The organism is Frigoribacterium sp. Leaf415, from assembly GCF_001424645.1.
GTDB lineage: Bacteria > Actinomycetota > Actinomycetes > Actinomycetales > Microbacteriaceae > Frigoribacterium.
In genome coordinates this window covers 2,535,719-2,556,954 of record NZ_LMQR01000001.1, presented here as the reverse complement: position 1 = coordinate 2,556,954, position 21,236 = coordinate 2,535,719, and the positions used below count along the sequence as shown (strand labels likewise).

18 protein-coding genes are annotated in these 21,236 nt (G+C 72.9%); 10 read left to right on the top strand and 8 right to left on the bottom strand.

Annotation, left to right across the window (positions count from 1 at the left end):
* The first annotated feature begins 54 nt into the window (after positions 1 to 54).
* From ASG28_RS11810 to ASG28_RS11785, 6 genes are all read left to right on the top strand, one after another.
* The gene (locus tag ASG28_RS11810) at positions 55 to 1,200 is read left to right on the top strand and encodes an acetamidase/formamidase family protein (RefSeq protein ID WP_055977551.1); all 1,146 of its coding nucleotides are present in this window, start codon (positions 55 to 57) and stop codon (positions 1,198 to 1,200) included.
* Positions 1,193 to 2,863, top strand: coding sequence for an AtzH-like domain-containing protein (locus ASG28_RS11805; protein ID WP_235477770.1), 1,671 nt, complete (start codon positions 1,193 to 1,195; stop codon positions 2,861 to 2,863). Before ASG28_RS11810 ends, ASG28_RS11805 begins: the two co-directional genes overlap by 8 nt.
* 66 nt (positions 2,864 to 2,929) lie before the next feature.
* Positions 2,930 to 4,279 carry a pyridoxal-phosphate-dependent aminotransferase family protein gene (locus ASG28_RS11800; protein ID WP_304437828.1) on the top strand — a complete coding sequence of 450 codons (1,350 nt, stop codon included), beginning with the start codon at positions 2,930 to 2,932 and terminating at the stop codon, positions 4,277 to 4,279.
* Entirely contained in the window at positions 4,276 to 5,568 is a 1,293-nt protein-coding gene (locus tag ASG28_RS11795) for an allantoate amidohydrolase (protein WP_055975331.1), read from the top strand. Before ASG28_RS11800 ends, ASG28_RS11795 begins: the two co-directional genes overlap by 4 nt.
* Positions 5,565 to 6,515 (top strand): MurR/RpiR family transcriptional regulator, encoded by a 951-nt coding sequence (locus ASG28_RS11790; protein WP_235477768.1) that lies wholly within the window; start codon positions 5,565 to 5,567, stop codon positions 6,513 to 6,515. The genes ASG28_RS11795 and ASG28_RS11790 overlap by 4 nt, the downstream gene beginning before the upstream one ends.
* A gap of 196 nt (positions 6,516 to 6,711) precedes the next feature.
* Positions 6,712 to 7,926, top strand: a complete 1,215-nt coding sequence (locus ASG28_RS11785) for a cell wall-binding repeat-containing protein (RefSeq protein WP_157485710.1) — start codon at positions 6,712 to 6,714, stop codon at positions 7,924 to 7,926.
* A gap of 70 nt (positions 7,927 to 7,996) precedes the next feature.
* Here the strand turns inward: ASG28_RS11785 and ASG28_RS11780 are convergent, their stop codons facing one another.
* The 4 genes from ASG28_RS11780 to ASG28_RS11765 form a co-directional block, all read right to left on the bottom strand.
* On the bottom strand, positions 7,997 to 8,728 hold the full coding sequence (locus ASG28_RS11780; RefSeq protein WP_055975325.1) for an MBL fold metallo-hydrolase: 732 nt from the start codon (positions 8,726 to 8,728) through the stop codon (positions 7,997 to 7,999).
* A 34-nt stretch (positions 8,729 to 8,762) separates the two neighbouring features.
* A complete protein-coding gene (locus tag ASG28_RS11775) occupies positions 8,763 to 10,226 on the bottom strand; it encodes an amidohydrolase family protein (protein ID WP_167599054.1) in 1,464 nt (487 codons plus the stop codon).
* Entirely contained in the window at positions 10,219 to 11,025 is an 807-nt protein-coding gene (locus ASG28_RS11770; protein ID WP_235477766.1) for a DUF1275 family protein, read from the bottom strand. Before ASG28_RS11770 ends, ASG28_RS11775 begins: the two co-directional genes overlap by 8 nt.
* Positions 11,026 to 11,567: 542 nt before the next feature.
* Positions 11,568 to 12,974: a carboxylesterase family protein gene (locus ASG28_RS11765; RefSeq protein WP_082454609.1), complete on the bottom strand. Its 1,407-nt coding sequence runs from the start codon at positions 12,972 to 12,974 to the stop codon at positions 11,568 to 11,570.
* 40 nt (positions 12,975 to 13,014) lie between these two features.
* Here ASG28_RS11765 and ASG28_RS11760 point away from each other — a divergent pair, with 40 nt between their 5' ends.
* The 3 genes from ASG28_RS11760 (at position 13,015) to ASG28_RS11750 (ending at position 15,951) form a co-directional block, all read left to right on the top strand.
* Entirely contained in the window at positions 13,015 to 13,236 is a 222-nt protein-coding gene (locus tag ASG28_RS11760) for a DUF1653 domain-containing protein (RefSeq protein WP_055975322.1), read from the top strand.
* A gap of 126 nt (positions 13,237 to 13,362) precedes the next feature.
* Positions 13,363 to 14,661, top strand: a complete 1,299-nt coding sequence (locus tag ASG28_RS11755) for an AI-2E family transporter (RefSeq protein WP_082454608.1) — start codon at positions 13,363 to 13,365, stop codon at positions 14,659 to 14,661.
* A gap of 378 nt (positions 14,662 to 15,039) precedes the next feature.
* Positions 15,040 to 15,951, top strand: a complete 912-nt coding sequence (locus ASG28_RS11750; protein ID WP_055975320.1) for a hypothetical protein — start codon at positions 15,040 to 15,042, stop codon at positions 15,949 to 15,951.
* 306 nt (positions 15,952 to 16,257) lie between these two features.
* Here ASG28_RS11750 and ASG28_RS16120 read toward each other — a convergent pair whose 3' ends face one another.
* The 4 genes from ASG28_RS16120 to ASG28_RS11730 form a co-directional block, all read right to left on the bottom strand.
* Positions 16,258 to 17,097: an ABC transporter ATP-binding protein gene (locus ASG28_RS16120; RefSeq protein WP_082454606.1), complete on the bottom strand. Its 840-nt coding sequence runs from the start codon at positions 17,095 to 17,097 to the stop codon at positions 16,258 to 16,260.
* Positions 17,084 to 19,180, bottom strand: coding sequence for a hypothetical protein (locus tag ASG28_RS11740; RefSeq protein ID WP_157485709.1), 2,097 nt, complete (start codon positions 19,178 to 19,180; stop codon positions 17,084 to 17,086). The genes ASG28_RS16120 and ASG28_RS11740 overlap by 14 nt, the downstream gene beginning before the upstream one ends.
* 84 nt (positions 19,181 to 19,264) lie before the next feature.
* Positions 19,265 to 19,651, bottom strand: a complete 387-nt coding sequence (locus ASG28_RS16115) for a lactococcin 972 family bacteriocin (protein WP_082454605.1) — start codon at positions 19,649 to 19,651, stop codon at positions 19,265 to 19,267.
* A 205-nt stretch (positions 19,652 to 19,856) separates the two neighbouring features.
* Complete coding sequence (locus tag ASG28_RS11730) at positions 19,857 to 20,153, bottom strand: hypothetical protein (protein ID WP_043596776.1); 297 nt, start codon at positions 20,151 to 20,153, stop codon at positions 19,857 to 19,859.
* A gap of 113 nt (positions 20,154 to 20,266) precedes the next feature.
* Between ASG28_RS11730 and ASG28_RS11725 the strand changes: the two genes are divergently transcribed.
* Complete coding sequence (locus ASG28_RS11725; protein ID WP_055975306.1) at positions 20,267 to 21,124, top strand: transglutaminase-like domain-containing protein; 858 nt, start codon at positions 20,267 to 20,269, stop codon at positions 21,122 to 21,124.
* Positions 21,125 to 21,236 lie beyond the last annotated feature (112 nt).

Below are 21,236 nucleotides of genomic sequence, written 5' to 3'. Positions count from 1 at the left end.
ACTCGTTTCAGAAGGCTTATCGGGACGAGGCGTCCACTCGCTACTGTGCTGGGCATGGCGATCTCCGAGGCGACCCCAGCACCCCCGTCGGGCCCCGTTCCCACGACTCCGATCCTGCAACCCCTGTCGCCGGGCGACCGTGACGGGGCCGTCCCTTACGTGCCCGCGACACCCGCCACGACCCTGTGGGGGCGCTTGCCCTGCGCCTCCGACGAGCCCGTGCTCACGATCGACCCGGGCACGGCCGTCCTCATCGACACCCTCAGTCACGAGGGCGTGCTCGACGACCAAGGGCGTGACCCCCGGGCCTTCTTCGCCCGTCACGGGGTGCCCGCCGAGCACGTGCTCGACGACGCGGTCGCCCTGGCCGCCGCGGGCGACGAGCGGCACGGCCGAGACCCCGCCGCCGACGGCCCGCACGTCGTGACCGGGCCCATCGCGATCCGCGGGGCGCAGCCCGGCGACGTCGTCACGATGACCCTGCTCGACGCGACGCCGCGGGTGCCCTACGGCGTCATCTCGAACCGTCACGGTCGCGGCGCCCTCGCCGGCGAGTTCCCGCTCGAGGCCGGCCCGGTCAGCGTCTTCGCGGCCGTCGACCACGAACCCGACGGTTCACTCGTCGGCACGCTGCCGCTCGTGCCCGGCGCCGAGCGCACCGTGCGGTTCCCCCTGCACCCGTTCCTCGGCATCATGGGCGTCGCCGTCGCGGGCGACGAGCGACCGCACTCGGTGCCGCCGGGCTCGCACGGCGGCAACGTCGACATCGCCCTGCTGACCGAGGGCGCCTCCCTCCACCTGCCCGTCCAGGTGCCCGGGGCCCTCGCCTACGTCGGCGACCCGCACTTCGCCCAGGGCGACGGCGAGGTCGCACTCACCGCGATGGAGGCCAGCCTGCGCGTCACGGTCCGGTTCGACCTGGTGCCGCGGGCCCAGGCCCTGGCTCTGTTCGGCGAGATCGCCGGGCCGCTGGCCGAGACCGCCGAGTTGCTCGTGCCGACCGGTCTCGACGAAGACCTCGACGAGGCGGTCCGCGCCTGCGTCCGGGCGGCGATCGACTTGCTCGAGGCCCGCTACGGCATGGACCGCAGCCTCGCCTACGCCTACCTCTCGGCCGCGACCGACTTCGACATCTCGCAGGTCGTCGACCTGGTCAAGGGCGTCCACGCCCGCATCCGCAAGGCGGACTTCGGTGGCTGACGCGACGCCCACCGACCTGCCCCGGCACGAGGAGGCACGGGTCGGCTCGGGCACCGTCCCCACGACCCTCGAGGGTGACCTGCCCGACGGCCTGAGCGCCGCGTTCGACGCCTACGAGCGGGCGCTCGCGGCCGACGACCAGGCCGCTCTCGCCGCGGCTTTCGAGCCGACGGCCACGGTGATGCGTGCCGACGCCGGTGGCCTGTTGGTCGGGCACGACGCCATCACGGCCTTCCGGGGCAGGCGCGGGTCGGGTCCCGTTCGTCGTGTGGTCGAGTGCCACGTGCGGGTCCTCGACGCCGACACCGCCCTGGTCGTGTCGGTCAACGCCCCGGCCTCCGGTGGGCGCGGTGTCGTCACGCAGCTCTGGCGTCGCGAGTCGGGTTCGGGGTCGCAGGGTGCTCGCCCGTGGCGGATCGCGTCGGCGCAGGTGCAGGCGTCGCCTCCGGCGATCGACCGCCGGGTCTGGCGGGTCGTGGGCGAGCCGCTCGTCTCGGGGCGGCGCGACGACGGGGTGACCGGCAGCGCGCCTCCTCCGGGCTCTCGGGCGCTCGCGGGCGAGACCGTCGCCGTGAAGGACCTGTTCGCCGTCGCAGGTCACACGATCGGAGCCGGGGTGCCTGCGCGGCTCGCCGGTGCGACGCCCGAGACCGGGCATGCGGCCGCGGTGCAGCACCTGCTCGACGCCGGAGCCGACCTGCGGGGCATCGCCCAGACCGACGAGTTCGCGTACAGCATCGCGGGCCGCAACTCGGCCTACGGCACCCCACCGAACCCCGCCGTGCCGGGGGCGATCTCGGGTGGTTCGACCAGCGGCCCGGCGGCGGCCGTGGCCCTCGGGCAGGCGAGCATCGGCCTCGGCACCGACACGGGCGGGTCGCTCCGGGTGCCCGCGTCGTACCAGGGGCTCTGGGGCCTCCGCACGACGCACGGGGCCGTCGACCGCACCGGGCTGCTCCCGCTCGCGCCGAGCTTCGACACGGTCGGCTGGTTGACCCGAGACGTCGACACCCTCCGTCGGGCGGCCGAGGCGTCGTTGCCCTCGGCGGACCAGGTGTCGGTCGAGTCGTCGTACGTCGTCGATCCGGCCCTGCTCTCGTCGGTCACGCCCGAGGTGCGGGCCGAGTTCGGGCGCGCCCTCGACGAGGCGACCGCGGCAGGGCGCGTCCCGCGTCCCGAGCAGGTCCTTTTGGGCGACGTCGCACAGCTGTTCGAGCTGTTCCGCGTGCTGCAGGCCTTCGAGGCCTGGCAGTCCGACGGCGACTGGATCACCGCGCATCCGGGCGAACTCGCCGCCGACGTGGCGGCCCGCTTCGCGTTCGGCGCGACGATCTCGCCCCGGCAGGCCGAGGAGGCGCGGGTCGCCCTCGGCCACGAACGCCACCGTCTCGAGTCCCTCCTCGACGGGCGGGTGCTGCTCCTGCCGAGTGCGTCCTCGGCCGCGCCCTCGCTCGGCGCGAGCGCTGCCGAGGTGGACGCGGTGCGTTCGGCGACGCTCGGGTTGACCTGCGTCGCCGGCGTGCTCGGTGCCCCCGCCGTCTCGGTTCCGGTCCTCGAGGTGCCGCTCGCCTCCGGGCGGCGGGCACCCGTCGGGCTGTGCCTCGTGGGGCCGCGCGGGTCAGACCTGTCTCTGCTCGACCTCGCGGCGACCTGGGCGACCTGATGCTCGCCGCTGACGAGAGCCGACGAGTTCACCTGCATGAAACACGGGTTGCGTAGGGTGGGCCGGGTGAAACGAGTCTTCCAGCCGATCGACCCGCCCGCCCGCCTGCTGATGGGCCCCGGCCCGATCAACGCCGACCCCCGGGTGCTCCGGGCCATGTCGGCGCAGCTCATCGGGCAGTACGACCCCGCCATGACCGCCTACATGGACGAGACCCAGGCGCTCTACCGTGAGGTGTTCCAGACCTCGAACGAACAGACCCTGCTCGTCGACGGCACCTCGCGCGCCGGCATCGAGGCCTCGCTCGTCTCGCTGATCGAGCCGGGCGACAAGGTGCTCGTGCCCGTCTTCGGCCGCTTCGGGCACCTGCTGCGCGAGATCGCCGAGCGCTGCGGGGCCGAGGTCCACGTCATCGAGGTGCCCTGGGGGCAGGTGTTCGCCCTCGAGACCATCGTCGAGGCGATCGAGCGCGTCCAGCCGAAACTGCTCGCGGTCGTGCACGGCGACACCTCGACGACCGTCGCCCAGCCGCTCGAGGGGCTCGGCGAGGTCTGCGCCCGCCACGGCGTGCTGTTCTACACCGACGTCACGGCGTCGATCGTCGGCAACACCTTCCGCACCGACGAGCTCGGCCTCGACGCCGTCAGCGCCGGCCTGCAGAAGTGCCTCGGCGGCCCCTCGGGGTCCTCGCCCGTCACCTACAGCGAGCGGGCCGTCGAGGTCATCCGGGCCCGCACGTCGATCGAGGCCGGCATCCGCACCGAAGGTGACACGACGAGCGCCCACCGGATCGCCTCGAACTACTTCGACCTCGCCATGATCTTCGACTACTGGGGCCCTCAGCGCCTCAACCACCACACCGAGGCGACCACGATGCTCTGGGGCGCCCGCGAGTGCGCCCGCCTCGTCGTCGACGAGGGCGTGGACGCCATGGTGGCGCGACACGAGCTGCACGGCCGCGCCATGCTCGCCGGCGTGAAGGGGCTCGGCCTCGAGACCTTCGGCGACCTCGCGCACAAGATGAACAACGTGGTCGCCGTGGTGATCCCCGACGGGGTCGACGGCGACCGGGTGCGTGGCGCCTTGCTCGCCGACTTCGGCATCGAGATCGGCACCTCGTTCGGCCCGCTGCACGGCAAGGTCTGGCGCATCGGCACGATGGGCTACAACGCACGTCGCGACACCGTGCTCACGACCCTCGCGGCGCTCGAGGCCGTGCTCCGTCGCGAGGGCGCGCCGATCGCGAGCGGCGGCGGCGTCGGGGCCGCGTACGACGTCTACCTCGACGTGGACCGCTCGTCGTCGGCCGCGACGTCCGAGGCGACCCGCGCCTCCTCGGTCGTCCCCGACCAGCAGTCGCCCGACCTCGATGCCGCGACCGCCGGAGGCGCGGCCCCGGAAGGAGGCGCGGCGTGAGTCCCGAGGCCACCACCGCCCCCGAGGGCGGTCCCCTCGACGAGGCCCGTCATGTCCTCGAACGCTGCGACGCCCTGGCCGCGGTCTCGAGCAGCCCGACCGGCATCGAGCGCGTGTACCTCTCGCCCGAGCACGCCCGGGTCAACGCGATGGCCGGCGGGTGGATGCGACAGGCCGGCATGACGACGTGGCAGGACGCGGCCGGCAACCAGCGCGGCCGCTACGAGGGCACCGAGCCCGGCCTGCCCGCCCTGCTGCTCGGCTCGCACCTCGACACGGTGCCCGACGCCGGTCGGTACGACGGCATCCTCGGCGTGCTGCTCGGCATCGCCCTGGTCGAACGGCTGTCGGCCCGGGGCAGCCGCCTGCCGTTCGCGATCGAGGTCCTCGCCTTCGGCGACGAAGAGGGCACCCGCTTCGGCACCGCCCTGCTCGGTTCCCGTGCGGTCGCCGGCACCTGGGTGCCCGAGTGGTGGTCCCTGGCCGACGCGTCCGGCACGACGCTGCGTGAGGCGTTCCTGGCCTTCGGTCTCGACCCCGACCGGGTCACCGACGCCGCCTACGAACCGACCGACGTGATCGGCTACCTCGAGACCCACATCGAGCAGGGCCCCTACCTCGAGGAAGCCGATCGGGCGCTCGCCGTCGTCTCGTCGATCGCCGGGGCGCGACGTTTCGAGCTGACCCTGACCGGCGTCGCCGGACATGCGGGCGGCGTTCCGTTCCACCGTCGGCACGACGCGCTCGCCGGGGCCAGCGAGGTCGTGCTGGCGGTCGAGCGCCTGGCCCGCGAGGCCGACTGCATCGCCACCGTCGGCCGGCTGCAGGCCTTCCCCGGCGGCGTGAACGTCATCCCGGGGCTCGTCGAGTTCAGCCTCGACCTCCGCGGCGAGCACGACGACCGACGCGATCAGGTCTGGGCCGACATCCAGGCCGTCGCCGCCGAGGTCGGCCAGCGTCGCGGCCTGACCTTCTCGGTGGACGAGACCCACCGTGCGCCGGCCGTCGTGGCCTCACCGCGCCTCCGGGGGTTCGTCCGCGAGGGCATCGCCGCCACCGGCGACGCCGACCCGATGGTGCTGTTCTCGAAGGCCGGGCACGACGCCATGGCCGTCGCCGAGCTGACCGAGTGGGCCATGCTCTTCGTCCGCTGCGGCAACGCCGGCATCAGCCACCACCCCGACGAGATCGTCACGATCGACGACGTGGCCGTCGCGCTCGACGCCTTCGAGGCCGCCGTGCACGCGGTCGCCGCGGCGCACCCGGTCGCGGCGCGGGCGTCCGCGTGAGCGGCCCCCGCGGAGACGGTGCTCACGGCGACGACACGCACGGCGATGTCGCCGCTGCCACCGCTGCCGCCGGCGCGGACGCGGCCGAGGGTGAAGGAGGCGCGGGCCCGGTCGAGGGGGCGGGCATCCGTGACCGCATCGACTCGGGCTACGGCCGCCTCTCGCCGCAGGAACAGCGAGCCGCCGACTTCATCCTCGACCACCTGGACGACCTCGCCGTCTACACCGCCACCGAGATCGCCGAGCAGAGCGGCGTCTCGAAGGCGACGGTGTCGCGGCTGTTCCGGCGGCTCGGCTTCACCGACGCGCAAGAGGTGCGCGACCAGGCGAGGGCGTCGCGCAGCCGTGGCGTCCCGGTCGGGCCGACCCGCGCCTCCGGTGGGCTCGCCGAGCACGCCGAGGCCGAACGTCACAACCTCGACGTGATGCTCTCGGGGCTCTCCGACGGCCGACTCGAGCGTGCCGCGGCGTTGGTCGCCGGGGCCGAGCGGGTCGTCGTGGCCGGGTTCCGCAACAGCTACCCGGTGGCGCTCCACCTGCGGCAGCAGCTGGTCCAGGCGCGGGACGACGTGCGCGTGGCGCCGCAGCCGGGCCAGTCCATCGGCGAAGAGCTGGTCGGGCTCGGGGCGCGCGACGTCGTCGTCCTGGTGGGGTTCCGTCGTCGGCCGGCCGGGTTCGCCGGCGTGCTGTCGTCCCTGGCTGCGCGCGGCGTGCCCGTGGTGCTCGTGGCCGATCCGTCGCTGCGTGGCGTCGACGTGACGGTGAGGCTCGACTGCCCGGTCGAGACCCCTGCCCCGTTCGACAGCTACGCGAGCGCGATGAGCCTGGCCGCCCTGCTGGCCGGGGCGGTGCTGACCGAGACCGTGCGCGCCGGCCGGCCCGAGGGTGGCCGCAGCCGCGTCGCCGAGATCACCGAGCTGTACGCCGAGCTGTCCGAGCTCGAATGAGCCTGACGTCAGCTCACGGGGCTGACCTCACGACCTCGGCTCGCGTCCAGAGTGGCCTGGGCCGGGTGGGTGGCACGCCGGGCGGCCGGGCGGCGGGGCGGCCTGCTCGGTGCCTCGCGGGTTCGCCCCGGCGCTATGTTGTCGGACGGAAACACCGGTCTCGGCTCGAGCGGTGGGGGTGACGAGAGGCGACGAGATGAACGAGATCGTGACGACGCGGCGGACGATGGGGGCATTGGTGGCCACGGCGGCGCTGACCGCCGTGTTCTGCACGTCGATCCCCGTATCCGCCCGGGCTGCGGAAAGCGACGCGGTCGTCGTCCGTGTCGCCGGCGACGACCGTTTCTCGACGGCCGTCCGCATCAGTCAGAGCGTCTTCTCGGACGACGAGACGCCCGTCGAGCCCGTCGGGCCTGCGATCGACAGGACCCGGGAGGCGCGGGTCGTCTACCTCGCCTCGGGACGCGGTTTCGCGGACGCCCTGAGTGCCGCCCCCGCGGCAGCACACCTCGGCGGGCCGTTGCTCTTGTCCGACACGACTGAGGTGCCGGCGGTCGTCCTCGCCGAGATCGCGCGGCTCGACCCCGAACGCGTCGTCGTGGTCGGTGGCGAGACGTCGCTCTCGCCCCGGGTCGTCGACCAGGTCGAGCGCGTCGTTCCCGGCGCCACCGTCGACCGTGTGTTCGGAGTGGACCGCTTCGCCACGTCGCGCGCCATCTCGATCGACGCGTTCGTGGACGACACCTGGCAGGCGCCGGCCGTCGGGAGGCCGCGAGACGTCATCTCCCTCTACGACCCCGCCGACCACACCGGCTACGACGTCAGCTTCGACGACGGAGCGCTCTTCGTCGCCACGGGTCGATCGTTCCCCGACGCCCTCGCGGCCTCGGCCGCTGCCGGCGCCCACGACATGCCACTCATCCTCGTACCCGGAGAAGCACCGTCACTCGACGAGCCGACCCGAGACCTCATCGCCGCCGTCGATCCGGGCTACCTGTATCCGGTCGGCGGTCCCGCGGTCATGAGCCAGGGCATCGTCGACGACCTGAGACGCGTCGCGCCCGTCGACGGCACGGCCCATGAAGTGGAGAGGCTGTCGGGTGGCGACCGCTACGAGACCTCGCACTGGACAGGGTCGACCGCTTTCTCGACGCACTGGGGACTGCCCTACGGCGTCGACCACTTCACCGAGACGAGCGTCTTCGTGGCGAACGGGGAGAACTTCCCCGACGCCCTGGCCGGTGCTGCCGCTGCGGGGTACCTGCGCCAACCCCTCTTCACGTCGCGCGCCGCGTGCATGCCCAGCGCGACGTACCATGCCGTGGACTTCCAGCAACCCGACGAGGTCGTGCTGCTCGGCGGTCCGTCCGCCCTCGCAGACCGGGTCGCGGACCTCAGCCGGCTCTGCTGACCGGGATCGCACGCGTCGCCATGACCGGGGCCGGCGGCCGGCACGAGCCGGACGGCCCCGTGCTGTGTCGTCAGCGGCGCAGCACCGGCCCGTGACCCGGCAGCACGACCCGCGCCCCGCGGTCGACCAGGCGGCCGTAGGTGCGGCCCGCCTCGGCGAGGTCGGAGTGGAAGATCGGGTGCAGCATCTGCACGCCGTCGAGCCGTGAGGTCGGGTGGCCGGTGACAAGGGCGTCGCCCGTGATCAGGACGTCGTCGTCGGGCAGCGCGAAGACGGTGTGACCGGGGGTGTGACCGACCGCGGCCGTCGGCATGACACGGTGACCGCTGAACGTGCGTGACGCCCCGAGGTCCAGCGGCACGACGTCGGTCACGGCCACGTCGCCCAGGCCTCCGGCGCGCACCGCGTGCAGCACCCAGCGGGCGAACCGCGGCTTGTACAGGTGCGGAAGGACGTCGCCGACGGTGACCTGGTGCAGCTGCTCGCGGGTCACGTTCGGCACCTCGGCGGGCGCCGCGAAGACCTCGAAGCCGTGCCGCCGACGCAGGGCCGAGACGGTGCCGATGTGGTCGCTGTGCCCGTGCGTCACGAGCACCGACGTGAGCCGGGCGTCACCGGCGCCCGTCGCCGACGCCACGGCCCGGAGCGACGACTCCACCAGCTCGAGGTCGGCCGGGTAGCCGGCGTCGACCAGCGTCAGGGTGCCGTCGCCAGCGAGGATCGTCCAGTTCGACGCGGGACCCTCGACGAAGTGCACGCCCGGTGCGACCTCGACGGGAGCCGCCGCCTTCGTCGGACTCACGCCGCGACCTCGGCGAAGGCGCTGGGGCTGCCCCTCACGAGGCGACCCCGGTGTCGGGACGGACGAGCAACCGCGCAGGAGGCGCGCTCGGCCCCGCCAGCCGGCCCCCCACCCACGTCGCCGCGACCTCGCCGAACAGGCGTGCGTCGTCGTACGCGGTCACGGGGTTGCGGTGCGAGAGGTCGTCGACGTCGATCGTCACGGGCGTCTCGGGGGCGAACGCGACGAGGTCGGCGTCGGCGCCGACGGAGATCCGCCCCTTCGCGGGCAGGCCGACGAGGGCCGCCGTGCCCCGGGACATCCAGCCGACGACGGCCTCGAGCGGGATGCCGCGCTGCCGGGCCCCGGTCCACACGGCACGGAAGCTCAACTCGAGACCCGAGATGCCGCCCCACGCCACGTCGAAGTCGCCGTGCGCGGCGTCGGGGCCACCGGCGAACTTGAGCTCGCGGGTCGAGGGGGAGTGGTCGCTCGCGACGACGTCGATCGTGCCGTCGACGAGCGCCTGCCAGAGCAGCTCTCGGTTGGCCTCGCCACGGATCGGCGGGCAGCACTTGAACTGCGTCGCGCCGTCACCGATGTGCTCGGCGTCGAAGGTGAGGTAGTGCGGGCAGGTCTCGACCGTGAGCCGCAGGCCCTCGGCCTTGGCGGCGCGGATGGTGTCGAGCGCCGTCGCGGACGAGAGGTGCAGGACGTGGGCACGACCACCCGTGGCGCGGAGGGCGTCGACCACGTGTTCGATCGCCGTGCGCTCGACCACGTCGGGACGCGAGCGGACGAACGCGTCGTACGCCGCGCCTCCTGCGGGTGTTTCGGCGGACGAGGCACCGGCGCCGGCACCGCCTCCGGCCTCGGCGCCGCCGGCCGCGTCATCGGCGCCGGTCGGCGAGGCCGCGGCGGCGTCGAGCCCGTCGGGGTCTTCCGCGTGCACGATCAGCAGGCCGTCGAAGTCGGCCAGCTCGGCCATCGCCCGGTGCAGCTGCTCGGTCGACAGGTGGGGGAACTCGTCGACGCCCGACGGCGACAGGAACGCCTTGAACCCGAAGACGCCGGCCTCGTGCAGCGCCCGCAGGTCGCCCGTGCCGAGGTTCGCCGGCATCGCTCCGCCCCAGAACCCGACGTCGACGACCGACTGGGGCCCGGCGGCGGCCCGCTTCTGTTCGAGCGCGTCGACCGTCGTCGTCGGCGGGATGCTGTTGAGGGGCATGTCGACGATCGTCGTGACACCCCCGGCGGCGGCGGCCCGGGTCGCGGTCGCGAAGCCCTCCCACTCGGTGCGGCCGGGCTCGTTGACGTGGACGTGGCTGTCGACGATGCCGGGCAGCAGCACCTGGTCGTCGGTCAGCGTGACCTCGACGGTGGCGTCGACCTCGTCGGTGAGGCCGGCGATGGCGACGACGCGGCCGTCACGGACGACGACGCTCGCCTCGCGCCAGTCGCCGTCGACCAACGCACGACGGGCCCGGACGACGAGGTCGTGGCGCACAGCGTCAGCCACGAGCGTCACCGTTCGCTCCGCTCGTCGCCGAGCGCGCCTCCTGGACTCCGGACGTCGCGGAGGCAGTCGGAGTCGCCGACGCCGTCGCTGCGGCCGCCTCGGCCTCGCGCGCTTCGACCTCTTTCCGCCGCTCGCGCAGCAGGTGTCCGGTCAGGGCGACGAGCAGCGTCAGCCCGCCCGCGACGCCCATGCCGACGCCGATGTGCACCTGCAGCAGCAGGGCCCCGACGCCTGCCCCGGCGAGGATGAGAACCACGGCGAGCACCCGCCGGGGGAAGTTCTTGCCCGTGCCGCCGGCGAGCTTCGACTCGGACGCGAGCCCGACGATCGTCGACGTGACCACCACGGTCGTGACGTCGGCCACGGCGATCTTGCGGGCGGCGGCGGCCTGCAGGCCCATGGCGGCGCCGAGCAGGCCGGTGATCGTGAAGGCCCACGGCGTGTTCTCTTCGGGCACGACGAAGAAGGTCGAGATGCCGAGCCCGAGCAGCACGCCGCCGGTCACCCCGAACGAGATCGTGCTGCGGCCCGACCAGCCGGCACGGCCGCCTCGCAATACACGGCCGCCGATAGCGGCTCCGAGCAGGAACGCGGCGAGGGCCACGATCGGACCGACGATCGGCAGACCGTCGGCCTGCGCGATGGCCATGCCGAGGATGACCACGTTGCCGGTCATGTTCGCGGTGAACACCCGGTCGAGGCCGAGGTAGCCGACGGCGTCGATGATGCCGGTGGTGAACGTCAGCGTCAGCATCATGACGAGGTGCATGCGCGCCTGGTTGCGGCGGAACTTCTTCACGGGGGTCCTCAGGTGCTCGGCGCCGCGGGGCACGGCGGGGCGGGCGACTACGGCGACGTCGGCGCATCGGGTCTGCCGTCGATCGTATTGTCGGGGCACCGTCGCGCGCGAACCCCGGACCGTGCCTGTGGACGGAAGGAGGCGCAGTGCGGTTGGGGAGGAGCCGTCTGACCGGCTCGTGGCCGGGAAAGCCTGCCGGACCGGCACCCGCACCCGCACCCGCACCCGGACCCGCACCCAGGCCCCGACCCGGACCCCGACCCGCACCCGGAACGCGCGTGGCGGCGGGCCGAACCCGACCTCCTCCAGGCGTCGCGGAGGGCCGAACCCGACAACGCCGCAAGGACACGCCGTCGACGGACGGATGTGAGCGGCGTGTCGCCGGCCCGGTGTCGCGATTTGCACAGAGTGCGAGGTGGGGCGAGGTGGGGCGGGGGCGGGGGGAGGAGGGGGACCGAGATGTCAGGACTTGCCGCTCACGTTCGAAGGTGAGCGGCATGTCGTGACATCTCGGCGGGGCGGGGCAGGGCAGGGCGGGCCGGTCAGCGGCGGCGGACGACGAGCGTGTCGGCGAGGCCGGCCGTGGCGTCGGCGGCGACCGTGCCGGTGCGGGCGAAGTCGGCCCAGACCTGGCGCACCTTGCGGCCGCGGCGCTCGACGTCGTCCCAGTCGGTGGTGCCGATCAGGCGGGTGTGCGCCCAGGCCTCGCGGCCGCCGAGCAGCAGCGGGAGCTCGGTGATGTGGGCCGCGCCGAAGGCCGTGCCCTCGGGCTCCCAGGTGAACTCGAACGTCGAGACGCGCCCGCCCGCGGCCCGGTGCCGGTCGGCGAAGGCCCGACCGGCCCGGTGGTAGACCGCCTTCGTCGTGGCGTCGATCATCACGCGCCGGATCGCCCGGCCGACCACGGGCAGCCCGAACAACCGTTGCAAGAAGGGGGAGAACTCGGCGAACACCGCGGTCTCGTCGGCCGTGGCACCGATCAGCAGGTCGATCTCGGGCGCGACCTCGCGCCAGGCGTCGTCGGCGGCGGACTCGGCCGGCAGCGGTGCCCTCCCGTACTGGACGCCGAAGGCCATCCCGCCGCGTAGGCCGAAGCGCTTCGCCGCCCGCTCGGCCACGGACTGCCCGGCGAGCAGCTCGTCGAGCGGGGCGTCCTTGCGGGGCGTGCCCACCGCCTCCGTCATCGCCTTCACCATGCGGCTGCGGCCGCGCGCGATGCCGAGCGGGGCGCTCTGCACGATGGCCCGGGCGAAGAGCCCCCGGGCGCCCTCGCTGATCATCAGGTGCGCGATCGCGTCGCCGCCGGCCGACTGGCCGAACAGGGTGATGCGAGACGAGTCGCCACCGAACGCCTCGATCGTGTCGTGCACCCAGCGGACCGCCGCGAGCTGGTCGAGCAGCCCGAGGTTCGCGGGCACCTCGTCGCCGACGCCGAAGAAGCCGAGCATGCCCAGCCGGTAGGTCACGGTGACGACGATCACGCGCTGCTCGGCGACGAGGGCGCGCGGGTCGTAGACGCGCAGGTCACCCGCCCCCGACACGTACGAGCCGCCGTGGATCCACACCATGACCGGCACGCGCTCGTCGGCGAGCAGGTCGGCGGGCAGGGTGATCGAGAGGCGTTGGCAGTGCTCGTCGTCGACCATGCCGACGCCGGCACCCTCGATCAGGGCGTCGAGCCCGGGTGCCGCGACCTGCGGCGAGGCAGGAGCACGGTCGAAGGCGAGCAGCGGGGACGACCAGGGCGCGACCGGACGCGGCGGCTCGAAGCGGTCGGCCTCGGCGTAGGGCACCCCGAGCACCCGCACGACCGCACCGTCGACGCGGCCCACGACGCGGCCCGAGGGGGTGTCGAACTCGCGGCGCGCAGCCCGGTCGTCGGTGTCTACGACGGGTTCGCCCGGCGTGGTCGGCGTGCTGGCGGTCGAGCGGGGAGCGTCCTGGGTCACCCGACCATCGTGCCCCTCACCGCCCGTCTAGGCTCGCGGGATGACCGCCGACACCCCGCCCGCACCCGGCTTCTACCGCCACTTCAAGGGCGGCCGTTACGAGGTGCTCGGCACCGCCCGGCACAGCGAGACCGACGAGCCGCTCGTCGTCTACCGCGCGCTCTACGGCGAGCAGGGACTCTGGGTTCGGCCGCTCGCCGCCTGGTCCGAACACGTGCGACGCGACGGGTACGACGGCCCGAGGTTCGCGCCCGAGGGCTGATCGGCCCGATCGCGGCCCGTGCCCCCGCCACGCGGCGGTCGACGACGAGCCGACGAGCCGAGGAGGCGCGGGCCGGGTCAGCGAAGTCACAGCCGCTTGATAGCCGCGCGGCCGGACACTCGGCTCATGAAGTTCTCACGTCGCTCCCAGCGCTCCCAGAGTGCAGCCACAGACGGGGGCGCCACGGACGACGCGACCCGCACCGCCGACCCCGCCGCGGCCGCCACCGTCCCGGACGACCCGGCCCGCGCCTCCTCACCCGGAGCCGCACTGCCCGCAGCCGTGCCGCCCGCAGCCGCACCGCCCGCCGCAGCACTGCCCGGCGGCGCACCGCCCACAGCCGCACTGCCCCCGGGCATGCTCGTCGCGGGCGCCTGGGCCTGGCGCCTGCTCGCGGTCGCCGCCGCGCTGGCCGTGCTCTTCTGGCTGATCGCGACGCTCGAGGAGATCGTCGTGCCGTTGCTCATCGCGATCCTCGTGTCGGCGTTCCTCGTGCCGGTCGCGGGGTTCCTGCGTCGGCACCGGTGGCCGCGCTGGCTCGCCATCGTGGCGGCGCTGCTGGCCGGGGTGGTCGTCGTGGGCGGGCTCGTGCTGCTCGCCGTGACGCAGATCCGGGCCGGATTACCGCAGATCGAGAAGCAGTCCGTGGCGCAGTACGACCAGCTGACGACCCTGCTGCAGGGGCCGCCGTTCCAGCTGACGAACGCCGACGTCGACGGCTACCTGAAGGACGCGCAGAACGCGCTGCAGACCGAGAGCAAGGCGATCCTCAGCGGCGTGCTCTCGATCGGCACCGCCGCCGGGCACCTGCTGGCCGGAGGCCTGCTGACCCTCTTCGCGACGATCTTCCTGATGATCGACGGCCGTGGGGTCTGGGCCTGGACCGTCCGCCTCTTCCCGAAGGCGGCCCGACCGGCCGTCGACGGGGCCGGCCAGGCGGGCTGGCACACGCTGACCTCGTTCGTCCGAGTGCAGATCGTCGTCGCCGCGGTCAACGCCGTCGGCATCGGCCTCATCGCCTTCGTCCTCGGGCTGCCGCTCGCCGTGCCGATCGCGATCCTGGTCTTCCTGGCGTCGTTCATCCCGGTCGTCGGTGCCATCGTGACCGGTGCCCTCGCCGTGGTCGTCGCCCTGGTCTTCGCGGGGCCGGTGCAGGCCGTCGTCATGCTGGCCGGAGTGCTCGTCGTGCACCTGCTCGAGGCCCACGTGCTGCAGCCGCTGGTCATGGGTTCGGCCGTGCGGGTGCACCCGCTCGCGGTCGTCTTCGCCGTGGCGGGCGGGTCGTACGTGGCGGGCATCCCGGGCGCGCTCTTCGCCGTGCCGACGGTGGCCGTGCTCAACGTGATGGTCAAGTACGTGGCGACGGGGTCCTGGCGTCGGTCCCGCGTCGCGGACGACGTCGTGGCGGCGCCCGGGGCGTCGTGATCGGGGGGCGCTGACCTGCCCGACCCGCGCCTCCTTCGCTCGGATGAGGAGGGCGCGGGTCGATGTCATCCGCTGGGCTGATGCGCCGGACTGCACGGTTCGACAGTGCATTGTGTGGTTCTACTCAGGAAGTCTCTGCATACTCGTCACTTCGCCCGGGCGCGTGCGCCCCTCTCGACCGAGTCCCCTCTCGACCGAGCAGCCGTGGCGGACGAGTCGAGGCCCCACGGCCTCGCGAGACCGACACCGACCTGTCACGGCCCCTCGCCCCGTCGCGTGGACACCGGCCACCCGTGAGCGCCCCGAGCGCCCGGCGTGGCTGTGCCGTGTGCGCCCCCGCCCGACCGGAGGCGCGGGTCGGCCGAGCACGAGGACCACATGACCACCGAGAACACCCCTGCCCCCGGCGAGGACTCCGTCACCGCCGGGTCGACCCCGACCGCCGAGGCTCCCGCCACGCGCCGCTCGCTCTCCGCCGGCCGCCGTCGCAGCGCTCGTCGCCGCCTGTCGCTGATCGGAGGCGTCGCCGCGGTCGCCCTCGTGGCGGGGACCGGCTTCGCGGTCACCTCGATGTCGGCCGCCGGTGCCGACACCATCTCGGCCGAGCAGCACGCCGCCGACGTCAAGCAGCAGAAGGCCGACATCGCCACCTCGCTGGCGCAGGCCAAGGCGCGCTCGACCATCCAGATCGCGAACCAGGTCGTCGCCTCGACCTCGGGCCGGACCGACGCCAGCGAGCTGCAGACCCAGGTCGCCTCGCTCGCCGACTACGAGAAGCTCGACGCCTCGACGCTGAACGACCGCGTCGAGAAGACCGCGCTCTCGGCTCAGACCGTGCAGTCCGCCGCCGCCGAGGCCGACCGCCAGGCCGCCGCTGCGGCTGCCGCCGCGCAGGCCGCAGCCGAGGCACAGGCCGCCGCCGAGGCGAAGGCCGCCGCAGAGGCCGCCGCCGCCGCCGAGGCCGCCCGCGCCGCGTCCGACAACTCGGTGGCCGGGGCCAAGGCCACGGCCCAGTCGCTCGCGTCCTCGCAGTACGGCTGGGGCAGCGACCAGTTCTCGTGCCTCGTCTCGCTCTGGACCAAGGAGTCGGGCTGGAACTACAAGGCCTACAACGCCAGCGGCGCGACCGGCATCCCGCAGGCACTGCCCGGCAGCAAGATGGCCTCGGCCGGCAGCGACTGGGCGACGAGCGCCAAGACGCAGATCACCTGGGGCCTCGGTTACATCAAGTCGGTCTACGGCACTCCGTGCGGCGCCTGGTCGCACTCGCAGTCCGTCAACTGGTACTGAGCCGGCCCTCCCGGGGCTCGGGTCGCACCGCCTTCTGAACGTCGCACCGCGCACACGCGCGGTGCGACGTTCAGTTCGTGGTGCGATGCCCGATCGACGGGGGCAGGCCGCTAGTTCTGCGGGGGGATCGTCTGCCGGTCGGTGGGCTTGTCGGTCGTGACCGGGGTGGGGCGCGCGCTGGGGCTGGTCGGGCTCGGCGACGGCGTCGGGGTGCCATCGGTGGGAGACGCGGGTGCCGGAGTCGGGCTCTCGGGAGTCGACGACGGGCTCACGCTCGGGCTGACGGTCACCACGGGGTCGTCGTCGTCACCCCCGCAGGCCGTCAGCACCCCGAGGGCGAGCGCCGCCGTCGCCACCGCGGCCCCCACACGAGCGGTCGTCGTCAGCAGCGTTCGCGTCGGTGTCGTCCCCATGTCGGGAGCCTACGCGCGGTCTGACGAAGGCCGTCGCCCCGTCGAGTTCGACCACCTGATCGCTCGCGGCGAGCACCCGCGCGTCGTGCGTTGCCACGATGACGACGGCGCCGTCGTCGGCGAGTTCGCGAAGCAGTTCGCGGACCATCTCGGCGTTCGCGTCATCGAGCGCCGCGGTGGGTTCGTCAGCGAGGACGACCCGGGGCTCGTGCAGGATGAGGCGGGCGAGAGCGACTCTCTGTTGCTCACCCCCACTCAACCGGGACACCTTCGTCGTGTCGACCCCCTCCAGGTGAACTCGTCGCAGGGCTGCGGATCGTCGCCCAGCGCGCTCCCGTGACGCGACCCTCTGGGCCATCAGGGCGACGTCGAGGTTCTTGGCGACGGTCCAGCTGTCGACGAGACCGTAGTCCTGGAAGAGGAACCCGAAGACGTCGCGATGCAGACGTCGCAGTGTCCGACCTCGCGCGCGGCGGAGTTCGGCGCCCTCGTAAGCGATCGAGCCCGATGTCGATGTGCCGAGCAGCCCCAGGCAATGGAGCAAGGTGGACTTCCCCACCCCGTTAGGGCCCACGATCGACGTCGTGGTCCCCGCGCCGAACGTCACGGTGACGTCCTTCCAGAGTTCTCGCCCTGAATGGACCTTCGACAGATCCGTGACGACCAGAGACGGGCGGGGACTGCCGGGTGACGCCGGGCGATGGGTCGTGGACAGGGCATCAGGACGCACCATGCATGTCTCCTTCGGTTGGGCGATGAGCGGTTCTCTTGTTGGTGGACGAGGCCGTCCCGCGGGGCCGACCCTCGCACCAGAGAGCCGTCGGCCAGGCCAGAAGGACGAAGGCGGCGGCGAGTGCCAGGCCGGCGGTGATCAGTCGTCCTAGGGGGATCTCTGGCATGGTCCCTGGCTGGGGGGTCACGAAGGAGGCGAACGGCGCAGCACAACCGAGTACACCGATGAGGATCGTCTTCCGGCCGTGGCGACGGAACGGACCGAGGCCGTGGACGCGCCGGACGGACAGAGAGCGGGCACGCGAGCGGACTGACGCCCAGACGAGGAGGAGGACCATCGCAGCAGCCAAGAGGGACGAGAGCCACAGCGTGACGAGGGACTGGTTCTTCCAGGCGCGCCACTGCGGCACGAGCGAACCGGTCTCGTCCCGGACCTCCGCATGGGCGAAGACGAGATCGCGGATGCCGTGCTCCTGAAGCGCTGTCTCGAGCTCGTCGTACGAACCGGTGTACAACTCGTCGCCCGTGCTCATGGCCGCCAGGTGGTAGTCCATGCTGAGGACTCGCTGGGTCGGGGGGACGACGACCACGACGGGATCGACGAGTACGTCCTCGCCCGTATCCGTGCGCGGATAGGCCGTCAACAGAGGGAGCTCGAGGGGGGAGCGATATGTCTGGACGGTGACGGCTGCGACGGGGACCTCGGCGAAGCAGTCGGCGTCGGGGCAGGTGAATCGCGTCTCGACCTCGCGTTGGAATGCTACGAACTCTCTTACACGTGACTCGAGAGCCCCGGCCTCGGGCTCCAGACCGAGGGGCACGAGGACCCGCACCCGGTCATCGGTGTCGTCGATGAACTCGTCGACCCCGCTCGTTCCCCGCGATGCCGCCTGCTGAAGGTAGGTGCGGTTGACCACCACGCAGTCGACGATCAACGAGAGACCCTGACATCCGGGGTCCAGGTAGTTCAGCAGGAGGTGGCCTGTCGCCTCCTCGCTGGCGATGAAGCGGGACCAGTCGGGTGCCTCACGCTCCACGACGGACTCCTCCGTCGCCCGCAAAGCGATGATCCGAGCCGATCGGTCGCGCCAGGACTCGTGCTTCGCCGTGGCGGCGCGGAGACCGGCGTCGGCTTCCGCGAGTGCCTCCGTCGCGGCCAGCATGGACGCCCCGATGCTCAGGAGGGTGGTGCCCGCGGCCACCCCGAGGATCGTCGTCGCTCGGCGCTCGCGAGGCCGCAGCCCCGGACGCGACCCGCCGTGGGCCGCGAGGGCCGCGAGCGCGGTGATAACGATCATGGCCCCGCCGCACAGAGCCGTGATCTGCGCCACGAGGAGACCGGTCGGGCCGATGCTCGGACTGGAGTCCCACAGGAGGGTGGCCGTCGCCAGCCAGCCGAGCCAGGTCGTCGCCCACAGGGCCCCGACGAAAGTCGCCGTCTTCACGAGGTCGCCGCCGGATACCCCGGAGCGGGAAAAGCCGTGGACGCGACGAGCCCGTCGTGAGCCGGCGGTCAGGGTCCAGGCCGCCGCCGACGTCGCGAACAGGAAGGTGGCGACGGCGAACACGAGGAGGGGCGGGATCACCGTGACGGCTTGCGCGGCAGTTGCTGCTGCATCGTTCCACACGACCTCCGCCGTGAATCCGTCGCGGCGGAGGTCGTCAGCGGAGCGTTCGATGTCGCCGTCGGAACCGAAGACGGTCCACTGGCCGTAGACCGTGTCGACGCCGGTCTCGAGGACGCGGGTCTGCGTCGACGCGAGACGAGTGCCGAAGTCGGGAACCTGCCTGCCCGGTGCCAGGGCGCCGGGCGCCCCGGGCTGGCCTGTGAATCCAGGAGAGAGGACGAGGATGCGTCGGACGCCCTCCCGGGTCGCGTCGAAGGTCACGAGAGCTGCGGCCAGGTCGTTGCCCTCGAAGTCCGCGACCACGGTCGCAGGTTCGTTCTGGCCTCCTGGGCCCGACGTGATGTGGATCTGGGCGGGAGCCGACAGGGGGAACAGTTCTTCGGTCCTCTCGGCGACGAGGTGCGCGGCAACGGCCGAGACCATCGAGACGAGGACGATGGAGGTCCGGAGGATCACGTGCATCGAGGCTTCCTGACGGGGAGGTCGGGGCGGAGGCGAGAGCGGTGGCGCGTCACGCCGGGGCAGGACGCGCCACGCAGCTCAACTCGTGATGCGGTAGTACGCGTAGTCCACTCGATTCGGGGTGGCGGTGCCGTAGGCGTACGACCACTGGCCCGGGCTCGTGTTCGCACTCTGCGTGATGCGGCCAGCGGCCGTCTTCACCGACGACCCGTGCCACCTGCTGCGGTGGAAATAGTTCGAGTACAGGCGGGGCTTCGTGCCGTAGGTCCAGGACGACTCGACCACGAAGCCTCTGCTGTGGTCGCTCGTGGTCGTCCCTGCTGTACCGGGCTGGACCGCCACTGAGCCGGACTCGACGACTGTTGATTCAGGCGCGGGCAGTGTTTCTGCGTTCGCCGCCGTCGTGCCGGTCGCCATCAGGGCCAATGCGAGAGTGCCGGTGGCGAGACGGGAGAGGATCTTCATGCGGTGCCTTTCTGGAGGGGTGAGCAGGTGCTCGACCCATCCAGAAAAGCATTAATATTTGGTCTTCTCAATGAAAAATGTCGGCCTGTGGATAACCGGGTTCGTGACGTCCGTTTCGCGCGAGTGCGGTGCGTTGTGCTCCGAGGCGGCGCGGCCGTGATGCCGGCCGGAGACTGCGAACGGCCTCGACCTCGAGGTGAACGCGTCAGACCGCGCCGACCAGCGTCCACGCCCCGCCGTCGCGACGCGTCACCCGGCCCTGCACGACGTCGGCGAGCTCGCCGACGGTGGCCTCGACGACGGCCCCGATGCGGTGCGCGGGCTCGTCGGCGGCGCACTCGTAGCGCACGACCAGCCGCGGCTCGCCTCGCACCAGCGTGACGTCGCTCGCCTCGACCGTGGTCAGCCCCGCCGCACTCGCGGCGGCCGCGGGCAGCACGGAGTCGGGCCGCACCCCGGGTCGCAGGGTGCCGACGGTGAGCGTGACGCGGTACGAGGGCATGCGTTCATCCAACCCGGCACCACCGACATCGAGCGGCGGTCCCAGCAGGGTCGCAGCCGCTTCACGGCACACCCCGAAACACGCCCGACTCACGGACGTGCCACCCTCTCGTCATGAAGCGCACCGCGTCCGCCCGGCTCGAGTTCGACGTCGACGGCCCCGCCGAGTTCGTCCTGTCGATCGCCGCCTCCCGCGCCTACGCCCCGACCGGCACAGGACCGGCGACCGGCACGGGACCGGCGGCCGGCACGGCCGACACCGCCCGCATCACCGAGGAGGCGCTGGCCGTCACCCAGCACGGCGCGCCCCTCGAGGTCCGCGAGCTGCACGACCACCACGGCACCCTCCTCCACCTGTGCGAGGTCGGGGCCGGGCGGGTCACCGTGGACTACCGGGTCGTCGTCGACGGACGCCTCGACGAACCCGCCGTCGACGACTTGGACCTCGTGCGCTACCGCCGCCCGAGCCGCTACTGCGAGTCCGACACGCTCAGCCCCACCGCCCGCGCCGAGTTCGGCGGGCTCGAAGGGCGCGAACTGCTCGCCGCGGTCGCGACGTGGGTCGGTTCGCACCTCGCCTACGTGCCCGGGGCCAGCGCACCGACCGACGGCGCCGTGCAGACCCTGCTCGACCGGCAGGGCGTCTGCCGCGACTACGCCCACCTCGTGATCGCCCTGTTGCGCGGGCTCGACGTGCCCGCGCGGCTGGTCAGCGTCTACGCCCCGGGTCTGTCGCCGATGGACTTCCACGCCGTGGCCGAGGCCTTCGTCGACGGTGCCTGGCACGTGGTCGACGCCACCGGGCTGGCCCCTCGGCAGACGTTGCTGCGCATCGCGACCGGTCGGGACGCCTCCGACACGGCGTTCCTCTCGAGCCACGGCGGACGGGTCACGGTCGCGGGGATGCAGGTCGGGGCCGTCGCCGACGTCCTGCCGCGCGACGACGTGAGCACCTTCGTCAGCCTCGGCTGACCGCCCGCCGGCACCGCGCCTCCTGCGCTCGCGCCGGCCCTGCCGGCCCTGGGTCAGCCCCACCCCGCCACGAAGTGAACAAACCGCCACACGATTGCGTGGCGCGTTGTTT

Excerpts from the sequence above, each read along its gene's own strand:
- ASG28_RS11750 (WP_055975320.1), top strand. The coding sequence starts at position 15,040 with ATGACCACCGAGAACACCCCTGCCCCCGGCGAGGACTCCGTCACCGCC.
- ASG28_RS11755 (WP_082454608.1), top strand. The coding sequence starts at position 13,363 with ATGAAGTTCTCACGTCGCTCCCAGCGCTCCCAGAGTGCAGCCACAGAC.
- ASG28_RS11785 (WP_157485710.1), top strand. The coding sequence starts at position 6,712 with ATGAACGAGATCGTGACGACGCGGCGGACGATGGGGGCATTGGTGGCC.
- ASG28_RS11730 (WP_043596776.1), bottom strand. The coding sequence starts at position 20,153 with ATGCCCTCGTACCGCGTCACGCTCACCGTCGGCACCCTGCGACCCGGG.
- ASG28_RS11760 (WP_055975322.1), top strand. The coding sequence starts at position 13,015 with ATGACCGCCGACACCCCGCCCGCACCCGGCTTCTACCGCCACTTCAAG.
- ASG28_RS16120 (WP_082454606.1), bottom strand. The coding sequence starts at position 17,097 with ATGGTGCGTCCTGATGCCCTGTCCACGACCCATCGCCCGGCGTCACCC.
- ASG28_RS11810 (WP_055977551.1), top strand. The coding sequence starts at position 55 with ATGGCGATCTCCGAGGCGACCCCAGCACCCCCGTCGGGCCCCGTTCCC.
- ASG28_RS16115 (WP_082454605.1), bottom strand. The coding sequence starts at position 19,651 with ATGAAGATCCTCTCCCGTCTCGCCACCGGCACTCTCGCATTGGCCCTG.
- ASG28_RS11725 (WP_055975306.1), top strand. The coding sequence starts at position 20,267 with ATGAAGCGCACCGCGTCCGCCCGGCTCGAGTTCGACGTCGACGGCCCC.